Origin of the sequence: Eubacterium ruminantium, assembly GCF_900167085.1 — a bacterium.
Classification (GTDB): Bacteria; Bacillota; Clostridia; order Lachnospirales; family Lachnospiraceae; genus Eubacterium_Q; species Eubacterium_Q ruminantium.
Window position 1 is genome coordinate 189,302 of the sequence record NZ_FUXA01000006.1, and the last position, 20,476, is coordinate 209,777.

The following is a 20,476-nucleotide window of genomic DNA, read 5'->3' on the forward strand; positions in this document are numbered from 1 at the left end:
TATTTTCGTACTACTCTTCTTCTTTGAGAATATCCTCTACATACTTAGGAAGCATGAATGCACCCTTATGAAGATGAGTTGTATAATACCAGGTTTTTATATTTCTGCTCTCCCATCTTTCAGGATTAAAATCCTTGATCGGATGGTATTTTTTGGAAGCAAATCCAAATAACCAATATCCTGCCGGGCAGGTTGGAATATGTGCCTGGTACACTCTCGATATCGGGAATGATTTAAAAGCCTTTCTATGCATAGCCCTGCAGTTTTCTTCGTCTTCATCAAAAAATGGACTGCCGTGCTGATAAACCATTATGCCATCGTCATGTAAAGCTTTATAACAATTGCCGTAAAATTCTTTGGTGAAAAGCCCTGCTTCATGGCCAAGCGGATCTGTTGCATCATTGATGATCAGATCATACTTATCTTGACATTTACGTAAAAATCTGAGGCCGTCTTCGTAATATATTCTTACTCTGACATCTTCAAGACCTATTGCATTGTCAGGGAAATATTTGCGGCAGACATCCACAAACATTTTATCAGGCTCAGCTATATCTATAACTTCAATCTCTTTATAATGTGACAATTCTCTGGCAACACCACCGTCACCACCACCTATAACAAGAACCCTTTTTACATCAGGATGCACGGCCATAGGAACATGAACTATCATTTCATCATAAGTAAATTCTTCCTGTTCCGAGAAGATAACATTACCGTTTGAAGTAAGAAATCTTCCGAATTCAGGGGAATCAAATACATCTATTCTTCTAAATTCACTGGTTCCACTGTAGAGGTGCTGGTCAACTCTTATGGACATTTTTACATTTGATGTATGCATCTCTTCAAACCAGTATTCCATTTTGCTTTTAGCCATTTTAAGATAATCTCCTTTCAGAGAATCAATTTATAAAATGAAAGCCTACTTAAGGACACAAAGTTCTGAAATATCTTCGCTTTCAGGTCCCTGCATAGAACATCCTTTTTCTTTCGCTAATTTAATATAATCTATAATCTCGCATGTGATCATCTCGCCCGGTGCAAGGATTGGTATTCCGGGTGGATAACACATAACAGATTCTGCACAGATTTTTCCGACGGTTTCATCAATAGGAAGCTTAATCTTTTCAGCATAAAATGCTTCCTGCGGAGTTGCTTTAACTATCGGTGTTATATATTCGGCACTGAAGAAACTTCCTTCAGGCTTTGAATAAAGTCGTGCTATATCACTTAAGGCACCTGCAAGTCGTTCGATATCCTGGAGTCTGTCCCCGATGGAAATATATGCAAGAACGTTTGACAGATCACCGAATTCCATCTGAATATCATATTCTTCACGAAGAAGATCATAAACTTCGATACCTGTAAGACCGATACCGCGAGTATTTATAACAAGTTTGGTCTCGTCAAAATCATAAATGCTTCCGCCGTTTATAAGTTCCGAACCAAATGCATAATAACCATCAATTTCATTTATCTCGGATCTTGCATATGAAGCCATCTCACATACTTTTCCAAAGCTTTCCTCACCATGAAGCGCAAGATTTCTTCTGCTTATATCAAGACTTCCGAGCAATAAATATGAAGCGCTGGTTGTCTGAGTTAAATTGATTATGTTGCTGACATAACCTTCATTTATCTTATCTCCTATAAGGAGAAGTGAACTCTGTGTAAGTGAACCACCGGATTTATGCATACTTATGGCGCACATATCGGCTCCTGCTTTCATACCGTTAAGAGGCAGGTTTTTACCAAAATATAAATGTGTTCCGTGAGCCTCATCTACTAAAGCAAGCATTCCGTGTTCGTGAGCAAGATCTACAATTGATTTAAGATCTGAACAAATACCGTAATATGAAGGATTATTAATGAGAATTGCTTTTGCATCAGGATTAGCTTTAATAGCATTTCTTACATCTTCAAGCTCCATACCGAGAGGTATTCCAAGTTTTGTATCAACCTTTGGGTCGATATATACAGGCTCTGCTCCGCAAAGTACAAGAGCATTTATGGCGCTCTTATGTACATTTCTTGGCATTATTATCTTGTCACTTCTTTTACAAGCTGTGAAAACCATGCTCTGAACAGCACTTGTAGTTCCTCCAACCATAAAAAAAGCATGAGCAGCGCCAAATGCATCAGCCGCCAGATCCTCAGCTTCTTTGATAACAGAGATAGGATGACACAGATTATCAAGAGGTTTCATGGAATTAACATCTATTTCAACACATTGTTGCCCAAGAAAATCGACAAGTTGTGTATTTCCTCTGCCTCTTTTATGTCCGGGAACATCGAAAGGTACTACTCTTAACCTTCTGAATTTTTCAAGCGCGTTATAAAGAGGCGCATCATGCTGAAGCTTAATATTCATCAATCAAATCTCCTGTTTCATGTTCGAAATTGCAATAAACATTGTATCACATATTATTCTGTGTTTCTATTATTTTATAGTGAATTTACAAAAATCCTTTTCTAAAAAAATAAACTTAAGGCACCCTCTAAAGGATGCCTTATAAGCTTATTTGATTTTATCAAATTTTATATAATAAAGTTTTATGTTCAAATAAATATATTATAGATTTATAATTAGCCAAGCATAGTTTTTGCTTCTTCTACACCAAGTTTTAATGCTTCATCTATCTTAGAAGCATCTTTACCACCTGCCTGAGCCATATTTGGACGACCACCGCCGCCTCCGCCTACAACAGGAGCAATTTTCTTGATGATATTTCCGGCATGGATTCCTGAAGCTACAGCATCATCTGAAGCCATAACAAGGAGGGAAACCTTACCATCTGCATCTGAAGCCATGATAATAACCGAATTACCGAGCTTAGCTTTATAATCATCACCGAGATTTCTCATAGAAGCAACATCGGCACCTGAAAGCGCAAGGCTGAGAATGCTGGTATCTCCTACCTTTACTGCACCTGAAAGTGCATCACCTGCAGCATCTTTAGCAATCTTATCCTTAAGCTTTTTATTCTCAGATGTGAGAGCCTTTATCTCAGCAAGAAGTGACTCAATTTTATCGGCAAGCTTTGAAGGCTCTGATTTAGCAACTGCAGAAGCTTTAAGGATCTCAGCTTCTAATTCTTTATAGTAGCTGATAGCACCTTCGCCTGTTAATGCTTCGATACGCCTTACACCGGATGAAATACCTGTCTCAGAAACAATCTTGAAAAGTCCGATACTTGAAGTATTTGAAACATGAGTACCACCACAGAACTCTCTTGAGAAGTCACTCATCATAACAACTCGAACTGTTTCACCGTACTTTTCACCGAAGAGCGCCATAGCACCTGTTTTCTTAGCTTCATCTATAGTCATAACTTTTGTTTCAACAGCTATGCCTTCTTCAATTTTAGCATTAACAATCTTCTCAACTTCAGCAATTTCTTCAGCTGACATTGCATTATTGTGTGAGAAGTCAAAACGAAGTCTTCCTTCTGAAACGAATGAACCCTTCTGCTCTACATGATCACCAAGGACTGTTTTAAGTGCCTTCTGAAGAAGGTGTGTTGCTGAGTGGTTCTTGCATATAAGTCCTCTTCTCTGACTATCTACAGTAAGTGTAGCAATATCACCAACACTTATCTCACCTGACTCAACATATCCATGATGAGCAATCTTATCTCCGGCAACCTTAGTTGTATCCTGAACAACAAATACACCATTCGCTGTCTTAATAACACCTGTATCACCAATCTGTCCACCCATTGTTGCATAGAATGGAGTTGATGCAACGATTACGGCACCGTTTGCACCCTCTGTGAGCTTATCTTCAACAGTACTTGCAACCTTATCTGTGCCATCTTCTGCCTTCATAAGTGTATTTAATGTAAGAGCAAGAATCTTGTCATCCTTCTCTAACTTGTCATAACCATCAAATTCAGACTTAATATCAAGTGGAAGAAGCTCAAATACAGTAGCATCTGCACCCATGTAATTTGTAACCTTACGAGCATTTCTTGCTGTTGTCTTCTGAACTTCCATGCACTCATGGAACTTATCTTCATCTACTGAAAGGTTATCCTCTTCAAGAATATCCTTTGTAAGATCAAGAGGGAATCCATATGTATCATGAAGCTTGAATGCTTTTTCTCCGTCGAGTACTGTAGAACCCTTTTCTTTAAGTTCTTTCTTGTACTCAGCAAGGATTTCAAGACCCTGATCGATAGTCTTGTTGAAGCTTGATTCTTCATTTTCAATTGTTGAGAAGATAAATGCTTTCTTTTCAACAAGTTCCGGATAAGCATCCTTTGAATTTTCAATAACTGTAGCAACAATGTCATTTAAGAAAGCGCCCTTGATACCAAGAAGTCTTCCGTGTCTTGCTGCTCTTCTTATAAGACGTCTTAATACGTATCCTCTTCCTTCATTTGAAGGTGTGATACCGTCAGAAGTCATAAATGTAGCTGAACGCATATGATCTGTGATAACTCTTATAGAAACATCAGAATCATAATTTGTTCCGTATGAAACTCCGGCCTTCTCAGAAACCTTATCTCTGATTGCCTTGATAGTATCTACATCAAAGATAGAATCTACATCCTGTACTACTACAGCAAGTCTTTCGAGTCCCATACCTGTATCGATATTTTTATTCTGAAGAGTTGTATAATTACCCTTTCCATCATTTTCAAACTGTGTAAATACGTTGTTCCAAACTTCCATATATCTGTCACAATCGCATCCTACAGTACAACCCGGCTTACCACAACCATACTTTTCTCCACGGTCATAGTAAATCTCAGAACATGGTCCGCAAGGTCCTGCACCATGCTCCCAGAAGTTATCTTCCTTACCGAATCTAAAGATTCTTTCAGGAGCTATACCAACTTCCTTATTCCAGATTTCAAATGCTTCATCATCATCCTGATAAATAGATGGATAAAGTCTGTCGGCATCAAGTCCTACAACTTCTGTAAGGAATTCCCATGACCACTTAATAGCTTCATGCTTGAAATAGTCGCCAAATGAGAAGTTTCCGAGCATTTCAAAAAATGTACCATGTCTTGCTGTTTTACCAACATTTTCAATATCACCTGTTCTGATACATTTCTGGCATGTAGTAACTCTTTTTCTTGGTGGAACTTCCTGTCCTGTGAAATATGGCTTAAGTGGTGCCATACCCGCATTTATAAGAAGAAGGCTTTTATCATTATGAGGAACAAGCGAAAAGCTGTTCATCCTGAGATGACCATTCCTTTCTTCAAAATATGAAAGATACATCTCTCTTAATTCATTAACTCCGTACTTCTTCACTGTTCTTTGCCTCCTCAACAGTCTTCATATCTTTTGATTTTCTCCATTTTGTACCTGCAATAAATCCTAAAACAGCAAGTACGAGAAAAACTAAGTATTTAATAATATATGTTGCAAATTCAGATAATACCTGATCCATAATCCTATCTCCTTATGAACAACAAAATACAAAATGATTTGTATATCTATAATTATACTTATCTACGTTCTGCTAATTCTTTTGTGATGTCTTCCCAGGTTGTTCCGCGATCAGCCATAAGAACCATTAAGTGATATAAAAGATCTGAAATTTCATACTTCATTTCTTCAGGATCAGGATTCTTAGCTGCTATAACAACTTCAGTACACTCTTCTCCGACTTTCTTAAGGATCTTATCAATACCCTTATCGAAAAGATAATTTGTATATGAACCTTCCTTAGGATTCTTCTTTCTGTCCATGATGATATTATAAACATCACTGAATACAGTAAGCGGATTAGTATCATTATATTCTTTACTTACAAGCGGTGTGAAGAAACATGATCTGTTGCCTGTATGACAAGCAGCTCCGACCTGTGAAACCTTTGCAAGTATAGTATCATTGTCACAATCAATTGTAAGAGATTTTACAAACTGATAATGTCCGGAAGTATCACCTTTTGTCCAAAGCTCATTTCTGCTTCTTGAATAATAAGTCATACGTCCTGTTTCAATCGTTTTATTATAGGACTCTTCATTCATATAAGCAAGCATAAGAACTTCGCCTGTCTTATAATCCTGGGCGATACAAGGAACAAGTCCGTTTGCATCTGTCTTAAATTCTGAGAATTTCTTAGAGCTTTCAAAAAGATTTACATATACATTCTTCTTTTTACAAGCCTGCTTGATCTGCATAACATCATGCTGTGCAAGATTATAAAGGCTTATAGCTTCTGCATTTGTATTTGAAAGCATCTCAGCTATCTCATCACCATCTGTGGAATATGAAGATACAACAGTTGGAAGCGGAGCTTCTTTTCTGATCTTCGCTACTATCTCTTCATAATTATCTACTTTATTGTGATGAAGGATAAGGAAATTTCCTGCTCCTGCCTGCTTTACTTCCTTAGCATATTTAACAGGATCTATATCTTCTGTAAGATCGATAGTAACTATGATCCTTTCAGAACCAAATCTTTCGGAAGCTTCGGTAACTATAGAAATATCCTGCATAGGAGCTGATTTCATACAAACTTTTGAAGCACCGGCATAAAGAAGCTTTTTAACATCTTCAAGTCTTCTTACTCCTCCGCATGCGATAAGAGGAATATCGATATTTCTTGTTATCTCTTTAATGATAGGTATATTTTTATCAAGTGATTCACGACTGGCTGCACTGTCGAAGAATGCAACCTCATCAGCACCTGAATCATTATAGAATTTTGCTTCTTCTATAGGGTTTTCCATAGTTACACATGGAATTATCTTTCTATAATCCATAAAAGCCTCCTAAAAACTATTATTTCGGACATATATTCTCCGGTAATAAATATCAGTAATTTATCTGAATAAATATAGTATTATTTATAATTTATTATTTAAAATGTATTTTAAAGTGCACCCTTTGTTGAAAGAAGGTTTCCGTCAAGTCTTTCATCCAAACGAGATGCTTCTTTAACTGCATTGGCAAATGCCTTAAATGCAGCTTCAATTATATGATGATTATTATCTCCTGAAAGCTGCTTGATATGTATGTTCATCTCAGCTGCATATGAAACTGCATAGAAGAATTCTTTCACCATTTCCGTATCAAAATCACCAACCTTTGGAGTTGTGAGATTAAGATCGTAAACAAGATATGGTCTGCCGGAAAAATCTACAGCTGAAAGAACAAGGGCATCATCCATAGGCATAGTAAATGATGCATATCTCTTAATTCCCTTCTTATCTCCTAAAGCCTCTTTAATGGCCTTTCCGAGCACGATACCTGTATCTTCGATGGTATGGTGTGAATCTACATAAAGATCTCCTTTTGCCTTGACAGAAAGGTCAAAAAAACCATGCTTTGCAAAGCTGTTGAGCATATGATCAAGAAAACCGATTCCTGTATCAACCGAAGCAACTCCTGCACCGTCAAGATTAATGGCTATAGTGATATCTGTTTCACCTGTTGTTCTAGTATAAGATGCTTTTCTTTCTTCCATACCATTTTCTCCTTGTTTTATATATTAACTAATCTTCAAATCTTACTCTGATTGAATTAGCATGAGCTGTCAGATATTCTGAGTCAGCAAATTTAGCAACATCTTTATATACATCCTTAAGAGCATCTCTTGAGTATGAAATGATGCTTGATTTCTTTATAAAGTCATCAACACCAAGTGGTGAGAAAAATCTTGCTGTTCCGTTTGTAGGAAGAACATGATTTGGTCCTGCAAAATAATCACCGAGAGGCTCAGATGAATATTCGCCAAGGAACATTGCACCTGCATTTCTTATCTTGGTCATTGTATCATATGGATTCTTTGTCATGATCTCAAGGTGTTCAGGAGCGATTTCATTTGTAACATCTATTCCTTCTTCAAGAGTGTCTGCAAGTAAAATATATCCGAAATTATCAAGAGATTTCTGAATGATCTCTTTTCGGCTGAGCTTTTCAGTAAACTTATCAACCCATTCAGATACTTTATTTGCAAATTCAGCATCTGTAGTAACAAGAATAGCTGAAGCAAGCTCATCATGTTCAGCCTGAGATAAAAGATCTGCAGCAATGTATTTCGGATCGGCAGAACCGTCTGATAATACAAGGATCTCACTAGGACCGGCTATTGAATCGATACTAACATGTCCGTAAACAGTTCTTTTTGCAAGAGCAACAAAGATATTTCCGGGACCTACTATCTTATCTACCTTTGGAATACTTTCTGTACCGAAAGCAAGGGCAGCGATAGCCTGAGCTCCACCTGCTTTGTAAACTGCTGTAACGCCTGCTTCTTTAGCAGCAACAAGAGTTGTAGGATAAACTTTTCCTGTTGCATCACAAGGTGTTGTCATAATGATATTCTCAACTCCGGCAACATGTGCAGGAACAACATTCATAAGAACTGTTGAAGGATAAGCAGCTTTTCCGCCGGGTACATATACACCTACATATTTGAGAGGTGTGATCTTCTGACCAAGCATGATACCGTTTTCCTTAGTTGTAATCCAGCTGTTTCTCTTCTGAAGCTCGTGATACTCTTTGATATTCTTGATAGCTTTTCTGATAACTTCAAGAAGCTCAGCATCAACTTCCTTATAAGCCTCTTCTATCTCTTCATCTGTAACCTTAACATTCGAGGCATTAATATCAGCTTTATCAAATTTATGAGTATACTCAAAAAGTGCCTTATCACCGTTTTGATGGACATTTTCCACGATTTCTTTTACGGTTGCTTCATAAGTCCCATAGTTGTCAGGACTTCTTTTAAGCATATTTTTAAGTATATCTTTTTTTGATTCCTCTGTGAGTTTAACTATACGCATATTATGCCTCCTTAGTTATTAGTTAACATAAAAAATTTATTGTAAATTATTATAATACAGTATTAAGATCTGTGAGAAGTTTTTGAATTCTCGCATGCTCCATTCTAAGGCTAACCTGGTTTACTACCATTCTTGCCGATAATGGACAGATCTCTTCAAGCACATCAAGTCCGTTTTCTCTAAGAGTTGTACCTGTCTCAACGATATCAACTATTACTTCTGAAAGACCTACTATAGGTGCAAGTTCAACAGAACCATTGAGTTTAATTATCTCAACTGTCTGATTCTTCTTATTGTTAAAATAATCTTTTGCGATATTAGGATACTTAGAAGCTACTCTTATAATCTCATTTCTTTTAAGTACTTCTCTGGCAGATTCAGGACCGCATACACACATACGACATTTTCCGAATCCAAGATCCATAACCTCAAGAAGGTTCCTACCCTCTTCAAGGATTGTATCAAGTCCTACAACACCGATATCAGCTGCTCCGTATTCAACATAAGTTGGAACATCTGATGCTTTGGCAAGAAAGAAACGAAGTTTTAATTCTTCATTTGTAAATATAAGCTTTCTTGTATCAGGATCCTTCATCTCTTCACATGTGATCCCTATCTTCTCGAATATATCAAGAGTTTTTCTGGCAAGTCTTCCTTTAGCAAGAGCAAATGTTAAATATCTCATAATGTACCTCCTGCTTTATTATCATTATATTTATCTTTAAGAAGTGATATTTCTTCTGACATTACCAAATGCTCCTCAACTTCTTCATTTTCTTTAACAATATATAATCTGTCGAATTCATAACGTCTTGCATATTTGAAATATTCTGATATTTCATGACGCTTTGATTTTCTAATAAGTGAAGCCTCAACATTTCTCATTCTGAGTACTTCTGCAAGTCTTACTGCTTCTTTCTGATTTTCAATCTCATAGATAACAAGAGCTCTGTTTGTATCTGTATCAACATAAATATGCTGTCTTGAGATCGCCATCATAAGATCGTCAACCATTATCGCAAATCCGATAGAAGGTGCGTCCTTACCGAATTTGGCAAGAAGATTATTATATCTTCCTCCGAGTACTACAGGACTACCTGTTCCATATGTATATGCTCTGAATACTATACCTGTATAATATCCATAACCATTTAACATACCGAGATCGAATCCGATACAGTCTTCATATCCGTAAAATTTAAGTGCATTATAAACTTTTCTAAGTCTGCCTACAGCAGTTAAAGCTTTTTCATTTGATGTATATTCTTCAGCTTTATCAAGCATTTCAACACCGCCAAAAAATTTATCAAATGAGCATAATGTTTCCTTTGACTTATTGGAAATATCAAGATTCTTTACATATTCTGTAAGTCCGAAGAAATTCCTTAACTGAATAAGTTTTCTTATCTCTTCTTCCTCTTCTTTTCCGATGCCGGCTTCTTCGATGATTCCATTGAAGAATTCAACCTCACCGATTTCAATCTGAAAATCCTTAAGTCCGGTAACTTTTATAATATCAACTATGCAGGCAAGCATTTCTGCGTCTGCAGCGGAACTGTCATCATTAATAAGTTCGCAACCGATCTGTGTTGTCTCATGAAGTTTTCCCTGATGCTGAGGCTCATTCTTATATGTTCTGCCCATATAGCTGAGTCTTATAGGAAGTTCTTCATCAGGAAAATATTTTGCAGCACTTCTTGCGATACTTGGTGTGATATCAGGACGAAGCACTAATGTATTATTATCTCTGTCAAAAAACTTATACATCTCATTTGACGGTGCAGAGCCTTTATCCATATTAAAAATATCAAAATACTCAAATGAAGGTGTTTCTACTTCGCTATAAGCATAGCTCTTTATAACCTTCTGTATACGACTAACGATCTCGTGTCGCGCAAGGCACTCTTTTCCATAAATATCTCTGACTCCCACCGGAGTATGAAGAAGTTTTTCGTTCATCTTTTCGTCTCCTTTTTTTGCCATAAATCCATTTATCTCATTTATGACTATTTTGTCTAAAAGTTTGTAATAACTAACTCTAGACAATACCTCTCTATATAATAATTCAAAACAATTAACTATTCAAGCTTCTTTTAAACAATATTTTTAGGAGTTTTCCGGCAGTTTTCTAAGTCTGTATCCCATACCCCAAATTGTTTCGATATAGTCAAAATCATCTTTTGATTTTAATTTTGATCTGAGATTACTCATATGAACCTTCAAAGATTTGTCTTCAGGGAAATATTCCTCATTCCATATGCTTTCATAAAGATTGGCTTTTGAAAAGATCTTCATGGGATATTTCATCATAAGTTTGAGGATATCCAGCTCCTTAGATGTAAGAAGCAACTCTTCGCCATTTATCGATATTGTATTATTTGAAGTATCTATTTTAATATTTCCGTAAGTAAGTACTTTTGCAGTTTCTTTATCGGTTTTATCGATGACATTTTTATTATATCTTCTTAGAACAGCTTCTATCCTGGCGAGTACATCAGGTAGTTCAAAGGGCTTTATTATATAGTCGTCAGCTCCGTTTTTCATCATGTACAGTCTTTCATCAAGAGCTGAAACTGCAGAAATGACTATTATCGGAACATCGGAAATACTGCGTATCTTACCGATCAATTCATTTCCTGAAAAACCGGGAAGCATCATATCAAGAAGTATTAGTGAATATTCATTTTTTATAATCTTGTTAAGCCCATCTACTCCGTCATAAGAAGATACGGTAGCATAATCATGCTTATTCAGATAAACCGACAAGATATTATTTATTTCTTTATCATCTTCTATAATAAGTATGTCCATTATTTAGTCCTCTTATTGATAAATGTGTGAATATACTATTCAGTCCTCTTATTGATAAATATACTATTTAGTCTTTATCATGATTAAATGAATCAACTATTTAATCTTTATCATGATTAAATGAATCAACTATTTCGTCGGCATATTAAGAACGATTGAAAAATTATTGTTCTTTATATCACCGCTAATTTTGAAATTCATTGCATTAGCAAGTTCTTTACATACATATAAACCAAGACCTGCTCCCGGTCCGCTTCTTCCTTTAGCACGGTAGAACGGCTCAAATATATGATTCACATCAAATTCCAGCATATTATCCAAGTCATTTATAATCGTAAGTATTACTTCGTCATTTGAAATATTTACGGAAATATCCAGATGATTCTGCGCATATTTTTTTACATTTGTAAATAGATTATCAATGATCCTTCTCAAATTATGCTCATCTGCTTTGACATATATTGCTTCATCCGGAATATCTATAATGGTTTCCAAATCTCTTTCTTTCATCCAATCATGATTATCCATAAGGACTTCCGAGATAATCTTGTCAAAGCGCACATTTGATAACGAATCTTTTTCGAGAGCATTGATATAAGTTACATCAAAAAATTCTTCTGATAAAAGCTTAAGATATTTGATTTTTTCGTTGATGATATTAAACTGCCCGATGATCATACTGCTATTTTTATCATCTTTTTTAAATATATCGCATTCCTCCAGGGTTTCGTTTATTAACTGGAGATATCCGTCAACAGTTGTAAGAGGTGTCCTGAAATCGTGAGAAACTCCCGCCATTATCAGCTTATTATTCTTCTCGGACTGTTTGGCTCTGCGGGCCATATCCTTTAAATCTTTGATAAGATAATTTATCTCATTTGCAAGATCAACTGTATTTGCATCAAAAGAAGCAACCGATAACGGCTGCTCCCTTTCTGACAATCTGACTTCTTTTATCTGTTCACAAAATGATTTCATATTATTTTTTATATAATAGCATTTCATAGAAACTGATATAAGCAGAATCAAAAATATAGTTGATGATAGCAATAAAATTATATCGAATGTCGTCATAATTTAAAAATCTTTCTTTTTATATTGTCTGTATGTAATGAAAATAAGTGCTGAGACTGTAATAACAAATCCTAAAATCACATCTGTAACAACTTCCGAATTAACAGGTATTGAATTGATCTTTTGTATTTGAATTGATGTGAAAAGAATATTAAATATTCTTGGTATAGGTGATTTTCCTACAAACGAATCCATATATTCCATTATTTCTTTAAAATTATTATTTAAAAGACCATATACCAATAAGATAATCATTTCCATTTCTAAAATAATATATGAAATTAATATTGAAATATTACTTCTAAATATAAGTGTTAAAAGAACAGACACTATGCTGCATCTGTAAATCATTGTGATAAATAATATTTCACTGTATATAGATTGAGTCGTAATATTTCCATCTATAAATAATAATATAAAAAATATATAAAATAAATGAATTAATGAAACGATCGTAGCAACAATCAATCCGGAGGAAATAATTTTTGAGATGATTATTTTCATCGGTCTATTGCCGGACATTATCTCATAAAGGTGTGTTCGTTGCGAGAATCCATGTCCTATCATCATTGCGGACATAGCCATTACAACAACGAAAAAAAGTGATCCGTATCCTAATGATGTCTTTATAAAATAATTCGGATTTTTTTCGGGGAATGTTATTAAAAGGAGTAAATACCACAAAAATATACTGAAAATAAATATCCAGAATGATGTCAGTCTTTTATATTTATATAATTCAGCTTTTATTATCTTATTCATGTTTATGCTCCTTTCTTTCTGAACAATTTAAATCTTTTAGAGTTGTTTTTTGTATCTACTGAACTATCAACTTTAGAAAGGTAATATTCTTCAAGGCTTTCATTTTGTATTACAAATTGAAGAATAATGAATCCCGAATCAGTAATTGTTTTTGAAATCTCAGCAATATTATCAAGTTTTTCATAAATTCTAAGTTCATTATCATTGTACATTTTATAATCGGAAAGCTGCATATTTTTTTCAAGTGTTGCTGCTGTCTTATTGATATTATCTGTTTTAACAGAAATATAACTTCTCGAATGAGAAAGCAGTTCTTCAGTTGAAATGGATTCAACTATCTTTCCCTTATTTATAATAATATAATCAGTACAAAGTTCTGAAAGCTCTGAAAGGATATGGCTTGATATTATAATTGTTTTACCCTGGTTTTCACAAAGATCTTTTAAAATATATCTGATTTCATAAATACCTTCAGGATCGAGACCATTTATCGGCTCATCAAGAACGAGGACATCCGGATCAGGCAAAAGTGCCATTGCTATTCCAAGCCTTTGCTTCATACCAAGAGAAAAATACTTTGCATTTTTATTAACGTCATTTAGTTTAACATAAGTAAGAAGTTCATTTATCCTTGCTTCATCAGAAACTCCTCTCAGCATCCTCATATATTGCATATTTTCATATGCAGTAAGACTAAGGTCAATGATTGGATTCTCAATCATGAAACTGATGCGGTTTCTATTCTTATGAATATCTCTATTACTTTCAAAAAGCTTAAGCTCTCCACCGCTTCGATGTATAAGCCCCGAAATTATTTTCATTATTGTGGACTTACCTGCACCGTTAGGTCCGATAAGACCTACGATATGTCCTTTCTCTATCGAAAAAGTCACATTGTCAAGAACTTTATTCTTTCCATATGATTTATCGACATTTTTCATCTCAATAGTATTCATTAAGTTTTTCCTCCATATATCAATTTGAATTAATCTAATTATAAAAATATATAGTAAAGAAAAGGTAAATTTTAAAACAGAACATTTGTTTGCAATCGAACACATGTTGTGTTATACTGATCTCTATAAAAATATAATTTTTTATGCTTTCAGTGATTTAAATCAGGAGGTTATATATATGTCAAAGGATAAGATTTCCGCAAAGCAGGAACAGATTCTGAATATTCTCAAAGAAAATATTCTAAAGAAAGGTTATCCTCCGACCGTTAGAGAGATTTGTGAAGCAGTAGGCCTCAGTTCTACTTCTTCAGTTCATGCTCATCTTAATTCCCTCGAAGAAAAAGGTTATATCAGAAGAGATCCAACTAAGCCTCGTGCAATTGAGATACTTGATGATGATGGATTCAATCTTACAAAACGTGAAATCGTAAATGTTCCTGTAGTAGGAACTGTTGCTGCCGGTCAGCCAATCTTCGCTGAAGAAAATATAACAGATTATTTTCCTGTTCCGCCTGAATATCTTACATCCAATGAAACATTTATGCTTAAGGTAAGAGGCGACAGTATGATCAATGCCGGTATTCTTTATGGCGATACCATCATAGTTGAACAGACAAATGTGGCTAAAAACGGCGATATTGTCGTAGCGCTTATTGAAGATTCTGCAACAGTCAAAACATACTATAAAGAAAATGGTCATTACAGACTTCAGCCTGAAAATGATACTATGGATCCAATCATAGTTGATGATCTTACCATCATCGGTAAAGTAATTGGTCTTTTCAGATCATACAAATATTAATCAATTTCATAACCAGGTTTATAATTTTATTTTTAATTATATTGATGTTTATAAAATACAGCTATACATAACAATCCGATTGATCATGTTATATATAGCTGTATTTTTTAGTTCAAAATTATATCTGCATAAACTGCACTTTTATCTTCTTTTGAAGTCACAAATCTATATCTGACTCTAACTCCTTCATTATATCTTACAAATATCGAAGAATAAGAAAATTCCACAGCTTTTACAAGCTCTCTGAAAAGCTCATCTGCGCTTTCAACAGAATACTTATCCATCTTAATATCTATAATATATTTATTGTAATTCTCGTTGATGCAGAATTTCTTTATGTCTTTTCTGTCACTAAGAAATATCTCTGTGCTTGCTTTGAAATTCTGATCAGCAGAAACATTTACTACAGAAAGATATTGATTTATGATCCTAAACATGTTTAAGCCTCCGCGCGGAATAAATATTAGTAAATTTTCATATCCGGAATCTTCTCTCTTATTTCTTTGAATTTATCAAAATTCTGAATAAATAATTTGACAACTTTCGGATCAAATTGCTTTCCGCTATTTGTTATTATCTCATTATATGTATCTTCAAGGGACCATCCCTTTTTATACATTCTTTCAGCAGTAAGGGCGTCGAATACGTCGCAGACAGCAACTATTCTTGATATATAAGCAATTTCTTCACCCTTCATACCAAGATAACCTCTACCGTCCCATCTTTCATGATGTTCTTTCGCAATTATCATGGCGAGATGCATAACCTCACCCGGACATTTCTGAAGAAGGGCTTCACCATAAAGAACATGGTTCTTCATTATCTGATATTCTTCATCAGTAAGCCTATCAGGTTTATCAAGTATATCATCGCTTATGAAAAGCTTTCCGATATCGTGCATCATGGCAGCGGTTGCAAGCTTATCTACATATTCCTCGTCAAAGCCGGAAGCTCTACCGAGAATTTTAGTATATTCTGCAACTCTCTTGATGTGTTCACCGGTTAACTTGGATTTATTTTCACTTATTTCCGAAAAGGCAAAGCAAAGACCCTTTTCATTTTCCACTGTGATAAGTGCTGTCTCGATATTTCTGTCGATCATAAGAGCATTTCTATCTACGATGAAATATGCAATGAACGACATAAATAAGATGATAAGTATCGATGGAATTGTAAAGTTCATAAGAACTTCAATATAATCTTTTTTACCTTCAATCGATACTATGGTTTTGTAATTAACCTGAATGAATTCAGCTATAACAACCATAGCCGTTTCAAGAAGCGATGTATAAAGTATAAAGGTTCTGTTGTAGTAAAGTGATGCAATAAGTATCGGGAACAGCATCATAGGAAATGCATAATATGTTAGCTCGGTAATATATATACCGGTTATGATGACTGTACATATTATGATTATATGTTTTGTTAAGATGCTTTTATCGAATTTCAGAATATTTACAATAAGAATAGGAATAAGCGAAATGAAAAGACATGCCGCTGTTAAGATGCCAAGAAATAAAGCATCATATTTGTTGAGAATTAGCATGAACGAAAAAAAGACCAGCAAAAAATACATGATAATTCTCATACATCTGGCTGATACTCTATTTACTTCAGCTATAATTTTTTGTTTTTCTCTGACTTTATCCATCAGACCACCCTGTTATATTTTTATAATCATCAATAAATAACTATAAATATATTATAACTCCATTATATAAATCGAGCAAACTTCATATAAGAGTTTATAATCATAATAACTTTAAGTATTAAATTATTTAATTAAAACTCTTTATAATCATTTGAACGAAAAATTATCAAGTTTCAATTGTAAGACTGGCTTCTTCCATTGCCTGTCTTCTGAAATCTTCAATCTTATCAGATGAAACAACAGGAAGATCTTCCATTGAAGATATACCAAAACTTCTAAGGAAATCATCTGTTGTACCAAAAAGTATAGGTTTTCCCGGAGCATCAAGTCTTCCAACCTCTGTTATAAGATTATATTCGATTAACTTATTAACAGCATGCTGGCAGGAAACGCCTCTGATCTGTTCAATCTCAAGTCTTGTAACCGGCTGTTTATATGCAACGATAGAAAGAGTCTCAAGAAGAACATCTGTAAGGATATATTTTTTTGGAATATTTACCAGATTGATAAGTTTATCGTAGTACATATTCTTTGTACAAAGCTGAAGCTTATCATCTAATTTGATTATACGTATTCCGTAATCATCGCTGTCATATCTTTTATTCAGTTCTTCATAAGCATTTTCAACATCTTTTGGTTTGACACCGATTGAGTCTGCAAGCTTATTGATTTCTACCGCTTCACCGACTGCAAACAAAAGAGCCTCTAAAGCCCCAACACAATTTATATTACCGAAAGCATCGTTTACAATAGCTGATTCGTCATATAAATCTATTGAATCATTATTATTAGTATCACTCATTATAAATACCATTATTCCAATGAATCTATTATGATTTCATCGAATATACCTTCCTGTCTGATCGTCAGAACACCGGTTTTCATTAATTCCAATATGGCGAGAAATGTAACTATTAAGTTCATCTTGCCCTTACGTCTTCCAAGTAAAGTTCTGAAATTAATGCTCTTAAGTCCTCTGATTTCATCTCTTACTTCAATCATCCTGTCTTCGAGCTTAATCTCTTCTCGTGTGATCGTACCGAAACGACTTCTGACAGGGTCTATTCTGTCGATTTCTCGTTTCATGATCTGCTCAAAGATTTCTTTCAGTCTTACCAGAGTAAGATCTCCAACCAGTTCAGCCGGATCAACTTCCTCTTTATAATTCTTTACCTCTGCAGGGATGGTTGAAGGTTTAAAATATGCGCCTTCCGCATCCATTTCCATATCTTTAAGTTCATAAGAAGCGTATTTATACATCTTATACTGAAGGAGTCTCTGAACAAGTTCATCTCGAGGATCGCCTTCCTCCTCAACTTCCTCTTCTTCTTTCGGAAGAAGCATCTTGGCTTTAATGCTTATAAGCTGTGCAGCCATTAAAAGGAAATCACTCATTCTGTCATAATCTTCTTCAGAAAGATCGTCAAGATATGCAAGATACTGTGCAGTAATTTCTACAATAGGAATATCAAATATACTGTATTTGTTTTTATCTATAAGATGCAGTAAAAGATCAAGAGGTCCTTCAAAATTACTGATCTTTACGTCTACAGTTGCCATTATTTTACTCTCTTATATGTATGTCTGAGGATATACTCAAGTATACGTCTGCTATAATCAGCCGAACAATGCTTTCCGTCAGAAGTACCTTCCTCAGGAAGATATCCATCACTATTTCTTACTGAAGCTGCATAATCAAGATAGACAACATCACCTCTATCCTGACATAACTTATAAAGTGCTTCATTGAACTTATCTACATTTTCTTTATTGAATATTTCATCTGTATCCGATACGCTTTTTGAAACAGGTACTATCTGAGCTACGTAAACTACTGCATCAGGATTATGCTTGTAAATAATATCTATAAGTTCATTTATGTCATCTACGAATACATCAAGATATACCCAACCAAGTTCATTTATACCAAATGAAATATAATAATTATCGTACATTGTACTGTTGATTGCTTCTTCAACAGTTAATTTACTATCACCGACTTTAATGCATTTTTCATCTTTGATAGAACCTACATCAAGCCCTTTATGGGCAAATGCATTGATATTATCATAACCTGAATATAGTGCTAAAGCTTCTGTTCTTGAATCACCGATAAATACTGAATTATCAAAATAATCTTCGCCTACTACTTTATTTGGTGTAAATAACTTTGGATCAGCAAAATCATTTCCCTTTATCTCAGCTACAGCCGGAAGTTCAGGAACGTCAGTATCCATATCAAGTTTAACATCTTCTTTTGATTCAGGGTTATCTTTCTTTTCTGCAGTTTCTTTAGTAGTTTTTTCTGTCTTATCTTCTGCTTTTTCTGTAGTCTTTTCAGTCTTTTTTTCCGTTGGCTTCTCAGTAACCTTTTCTGTTGGTTTTTCTGTAACTTCAGTTGTGACTTTTTCAGTTGACACTGCTTCAGTAGTAGAAACTTCTGTTTTAGCTTCGGTCTTGTCAGATACAACATTTATTATTTCGGTACCAACAGGAGAACCTTCAGCATTCACAACTGTTCCACCCGGGAAATATTTTTTAACATTTATAAACTCCGAAATTAAAAATGCAGCAGAAATCAGAATAAAGAAAGAAAGCATCGTAATGATAGCTCTTCTGTTATTTTTGTTTAATTTGAATTTATTATTGTTATTATCGTCTACCATGTTAATCCTATCACTTCTTTAGTTTTATCTCGAGTTATGAGATCAAATAAAGCATCTTTTGCAGAATAATTTTCAAAAAGAACTTTATTGACCTGCTCGGTTATAGGCATAGAAACTCCATACTTGAGAGAAAGTTTATATGCAGCCTTTGCAGAATAAACGCCCTCAACTACCATTTTTACTTCATCCATAGCTTCGTGATATGTCTTTCCCTGACCGATAAGATAACCGGCCTTACGATTACGGCTATGAATTGAAGCACAAGTAACAATAAGATCTCCTATACCCGATAAACCTGAAAAAGTTTCCGGACTACCACCCATTTTAATACCGAGTCTGCTTATTTCGACAATACCTCTTGTAATAAGGGCAGCCTTTGTATTATCGCCACATCCAAGACCGTCAGCGATACCTGCGGCAAGAGCTATAACATTTTTAAGAGCTCCACCTAACTCGATACCTATAATATCAGGGCTAATATAAACCCTGAAGAAATCATTCATAAATGCATCCTGAATCATTTCAGCGATTGCTTTATCTTCGCAACCTACAACTACTGTAGTTGGAAGACATTTACCAACTTCCTCAGCATGGCTTGGTCCTGAAAGTACAGCAACCTTAGCTGAAGGAATTTCATCCTTTATAACTTCAGAAAGTCTCATAAGAGTTTCATCTTCAATACCCTTTGAAACACTTACGATAATCTGATTTTCTTTGATAAATTCTGCAGCTTTCTTTGCAGTATCTCTTACAAATGGACTTGGTACTGCCATAACAACAATATCTTTACCTTCAATAGCTGCCTTTAAATCAGTTGTAAATGTAACAGTTCCGCTGAGTATAACTCCCGGAAGTTTTGTCTTGTGCTCACAATATTCATTTAACATATTTATTTCTGTAGCATCTATAGACCAAACTGTTACTTCATGTTCATTTAAAGAAAGAAGCTTTGCAATAGCTATTCCCCAGCTACCGGCTCCTAATATACAAATATTCATTTG

General features: G+C 34.8%; 20 protein-coding genes. 1 reads left to right on the forward strand and 19 read right to left on the reverse strand.

Annotated features, from left to right (window positions below):
* Positions 1–10: 10 nt before the first annotated feature.
* From speE to B5D25_RS05100, 13 genes are all read right to left on the reverse strand, one after another.
* Positions 11–862: a polyamine aminopropyltransferase gene (gene speE, locus B5D25_RS05045; RefSeq protein ID WP_078786971.1), complete on the reverse strand. Its 852-nt coding sequence runs from the start codon at positions 860–862 to the stop codon at positions 11–13.
* Between the two features lie 60 nt (positions 863–922).
* Positions 923–2,371 (reverse strand): aminotransferase class I/II-fold pyridoxal phosphate-dependent enzyme, encoded by a 1,449-nt coding sequence (locus B5D25_RS05050; RefSeq protein WP_078786861.1) that lies wholly within the window; start codon positions 2,369–2,371, stop codon positions 923–925.
* A gap of 215 nt (positions 2,372–2,586) precedes the next feature.
* Entirely contained in the window at positions 2,587–5,235 is a 2,649-nt protein-coding gene (gene alaS / locus B5D25_RS05055) for an alanine--tRNA ligase (RefSeq protein ID WP_341443613.1), read from the reverse strand.
* A gap of 13 nt (positions 5,236–5,248) precedes the next feature.
* Entirely contained in the window at positions 5,249–5,407 is a 159-nt protein-coding gene (locus B5D25_RS12850) for a hypothetical protein (RefSeq protein WP_159444087.1), read from the reverse strand.
* Between the two features lie 58 nt (positions 5,408–5,465).
* Complete coding sequence (gene hisIE / locus B5D25_RS05060) at positions 5,466–6,728, reverse strand: bifunctional phosphoribosyl-AMP cyclohydrolase/phosphoribosyl-ATP diphosphatase HisIE (RefSeq protein ID WP_078786863.1); 1,263 nt, start codon at positions 6,726–6,728, stop codon at positions 5,466–5,468.
* Positions 6,729–6,838: 110 nt separating this feature from the next.
* The gene (hisB, locus tag B5D25_RS05065; RefSeq protein WP_078786864.1) at positions 6,839–7,432 is read right to left on the reverse strand and encodes an imidazoleglycerol-phosphate dehydratase HisB; all 594 of its coding nucleotides are present in this window, start codon (positions 7,430–7,432) and stop codon (positions 6,839–6,841) included.
* 28 nt (positions 7,433–7,460) lie between these two features.
* Entirely contained in the window at positions 7,461–8,753 is a 1,293-nt protein-coding gene (gene hisD, locus B5D25_RS05070) for a histidinol dehydrogenase (RefSeq protein ID WP_078786865.1), read from the reverse strand.
* 49 nt (positions 8,754–8,802) lie between these two features.
* Positions 8,803–9,438 (reverse strand): ATP phosphoribosyltransferase, encoded by a 636-nt coding sequence (gene hisG, locus B5D25_RS05075; protein WP_078786866.1) that lies wholly within the window; start codon positions 9,436–9,438, stop codon positions 8,803–8,805.
* Positions 9,435–10,712 (reverse strand): ATP phosphoribosyltransferase regulatory subunit, encoded by a 1,278-nt coding sequence (gene hisZ / locus B5D25_RS05080; protein WP_078786972.1) that lies wholly within the window; start codon positions 10,710–10,712, stop codon positions 9,435–9,437. The genes hisG and hisZ overlap by 4 nt, the downstream gene beginning before the upstream one ends.
* Before the next feature lie 147 nt (positions 10,713–10,859).
* Positions 10,860–11,564, reverse strand: a complete 705-nt coding sequence (locus B5D25_RS05085) for a response regulator transcription factor (RefSeq protein ID WP_078786867.1) — start codon at positions 11,562–11,564, stop codon at positions 10,860–10,862.
* Positions 11,565–11,693: 129 nt separating this feature from the next.
* Complete coding sequence (locus B5D25_RS05090; RefSeq protein WP_159444088.1) at positions 11,694–12,506, reverse strand: sensor histidine kinase; 813 nt, start codon at positions 12,504–12,506, stop codon at positions 11,694–11,696.
* Positions 12,507–12,641: 135 nt separating this feature from the next.
* Positions 12,642–13,400 (reverse strand): hypothetical protein, encoded by a 759-nt coding sequence (locus tag B5D25_RS05095; protein WP_078786869.1) that lies wholly within the window; start codon positions 13,398–13,400, stop codon positions 12,642–12,644.
* A gap of 2 nt (positions 13,401–13,402) precedes the next feature.
* Positions 13,403–14,356: an ABC transporter ATP-binding protein gene (locus B5D25_RS05100; protein WP_078786870.1), complete on the reverse strand. Its 954-nt coding sequence runs from the start codon at positions 14,354–14,356 to the stop codon at positions 13,403–13,405.
* 178 nt (positions 14,357–14,534) lie between these two features.
* Here B5D25_RS05100 and lexA point away from each other — a divergent pair, with 178 nt between their 5' ends.
* A complete protein-coding gene (gene lexA, locus B5D25_RS05105; RefSeq protein ID WP_078786871.1) occupies positions 14,535–15,158 on the forward strand; it encodes a transcriptional repressor LexA in 624 nt (207 codons plus the stop codon).
* A gap of 107 nt (positions 15,159–15,265) precedes the next feature.
* On the opposite strand, the gene B5D25_RS05110 is transcribed toward lexA, so the two are convergent.
* From B5D25_RS05110 to B5D25_RS05135, 6 genes are all read right to left on the reverse strand, one after another.
* Positions 15,266–15,595 (reverse strand): hypothetical protein, encoded by a 330-nt coding sequence (locus tag B5D25_RS05110; protein ID WP_078786872.1) that lies wholly within the window; start codon positions 15,593–15,595, stop codon positions 15,266–15,268.
* Positions 15,596–15,621: 26 nt separating this feature from the next.
* Complete coding sequence (locus B5D25_RS05115) at positions 15,622–16,809, reverse strand: HD-GYP domain-containing protein (RefSeq protein WP_078786873.1); 1,188 nt, start codon at positions 16,807–16,809, stop codon at positions 15,622–15,624.
* A 166-nt stretch (positions 16,810–16,975) separates the two neighbouring features.
* Complete coding sequence (gene scpB, locus B5D25_RS05120) at positions 16,976–17,611, reverse strand: SMC-Scp complex subunit ScpB (protein WP_078786874.1); 636 nt, start codon at positions 17,609–17,611, stop codon at positions 16,976–16,978.
* Positions 17,612–17,622: 11 nt separating this feature from the next.
* Complete coding sequence (locus B5D25_RS05125; RefSeq protein WP_078786875.1) at positions 17,623–18,369, reverse strand: segregation and condensation protein A; 747 nt, start codon at positions 18,367–18,369, stop codon at positions 17,623–17,625.
* The gene (locus tag B5D25_RS05130; protein ID WP_078786876.1) at positions 18,369–19,475 is read right to left on the reverse strand and encodes a GDSL-type esterase/lipase family protein; all 1,107 of its coding nucleotides are present in this window, start codon (positions 19,473–19,475) and stop codon (positions 18,369–18,371) included. The genes B5D25_RS05125 and B5D25_RS05130 overlap by 1 nt, the downstream gene beginning before the upstream one ends.
* Positions 19,469–20,473, reverse strand: coding sequence for an NAD(P)H-dependent glycerol-3-phosphate dehydrogenase (locus tag B5D25_RS05135; protein ID WP_078786877.1), 1,005 nt, complete (start codon positions 20,471–20,473; stop codon positions 19,469–19,471). The genes B5D25_RS05130 and B5D25_RS05135 overlap by 7 nt, the downstream gene beginning before the upstream one ends.
* Positions 20,474–20,476: the final 3 nt, after the last annotated feature.

Excerpts from the sequence above, each read along its gene's own strand:
- B5D25_RS05130 (WP_078786876.1), bottom strand. The coding sequence starts at position 19,475 with ATGGTAGACGATAATAACAATAATAAATTCAAATTAAACAAAAATAAC.
- lexA (WP_078786871.1), top strand. The coding sequence starts at position 14,535 with ATGTCAAAGGATAAGATTTCCGCAAAGCAGGAACAGATTCTGAATATT.
- alaS (WP_341443613.1), bottom strand. The coding sequence starts at position 5,235 with ATGTATCTTTCATATTTTGAAGAAAGGAATGGTCATCTCAGGATGAAC.
- B5D25_RS05125 (WP_078786875.1), bottom strand. The coding sequence starts at position 18,369 with ATGGCAACTGTAGACGTAAAGATCAGTAATTTTGAAGGACCTCTTGAT.
- hisB (WP_078786864.1), bottom strand. The coding sequence starts at position 7,432 with ATGGAAGAAAGAAAAGCATCTTATACTAGAACAACAGGTGAAACAGAT.
- B5D25_RS05050 (WP_078786861.1), bottom strand. The coding sequence starts at position 2,371 with ATGAATATTAAGCTTCAGCATGATGCGCCTCTTTATAACGCGCTTGAA.
- B5D25_RS05135 (WP_078786877.1), bottom strand. The coding sequence starts at position 20,473 with ATGAATATTTGTATATTAGGAGCCGGTAGCTGGGGAATAGCTATTGCA.
- B5D25_RS12850 (WP_159444087.1), bottom strand. The coding sequence starts at position 5,407 with ATGGATCAGGTATTATCTGAATTTGCAACATATATTATTAAATACTTA.
- hisZ (WP_078786972.1), bottom strand. The coding sequence starts at position 10,712 with ATGAACGAAAAACTTCTTCATACTCCGGTGGGAGTCAGAGATATTTAT.
- hisD (WP_078786865.1), bottom strand. The coding sequence starts at position 8,753 with ATGCGTATAGTTAAACTCACAGAGGAATCAAAAAAAGATATACTTAAA.
- B5D25_RS05085 (WP_078786867.1), bottom strand. The coding sequence starts at position 11,564 with ATGGACATACTTATTATAGAAGATGATAAAGAAATAAATAATATCTTG.
- hisG (WP_078786866.1), bottom strand. The coding sequence starts at position 9,438 with ATGAGATATTTAACATTTGCTCTTGCTAAAGGAAGACTTGCCAGAAAA.
- B5D25_RS05100 (WP_078786870.1), bottom strand. The coding sequence starts at position 14,356 with ATGAATACTATTGAGATGAAAAATGTCGATAAATCATATGGAAAGAAT.
- B5D25_RS05110 (WP_078786872.1), bottom strand. The coding sequence starts at position 15,595 with ATGTTTAGGATCATAAATCAATATCTTTCTGTAGTAAATGTTTCTGCT.
- hisIE (WP_078786863.1), bottom strand. The coding sequence starts at position 6,728 with ATGGATTATAGAAAGATAATTCCATGTGTAACTATGGAAAACCCTATA.
- B5D25_RS05115 (WP_078786873.1), bottom strand. The coding sequence starts at position 16,809 with ATGGATAAAGTCAGAGAAAAACAAAAAATTATAGCTGAAGTAAATAGA.
- B5D25_RS05095 (WP_078786869.1), bottom strand. The coding sequence starts at position 13,400 with ATGAATAAGATAATAAAAGCTGAATTATATAAATATAAAAGACTGACA.
- speE (WP_078786971.1), bottom strand. The coding sequence starts at position 862 with ATGGAATACTGGTTTGAAGAGATGCATACATCAAATGTAAAAATGTCC.
- scpB (WP_078786874.1), bottom strand. The coding sequence starts at position 17,611 with ATGAGTGATACTAATAATAATGATTCAATAGATTTATATGACGAATCA.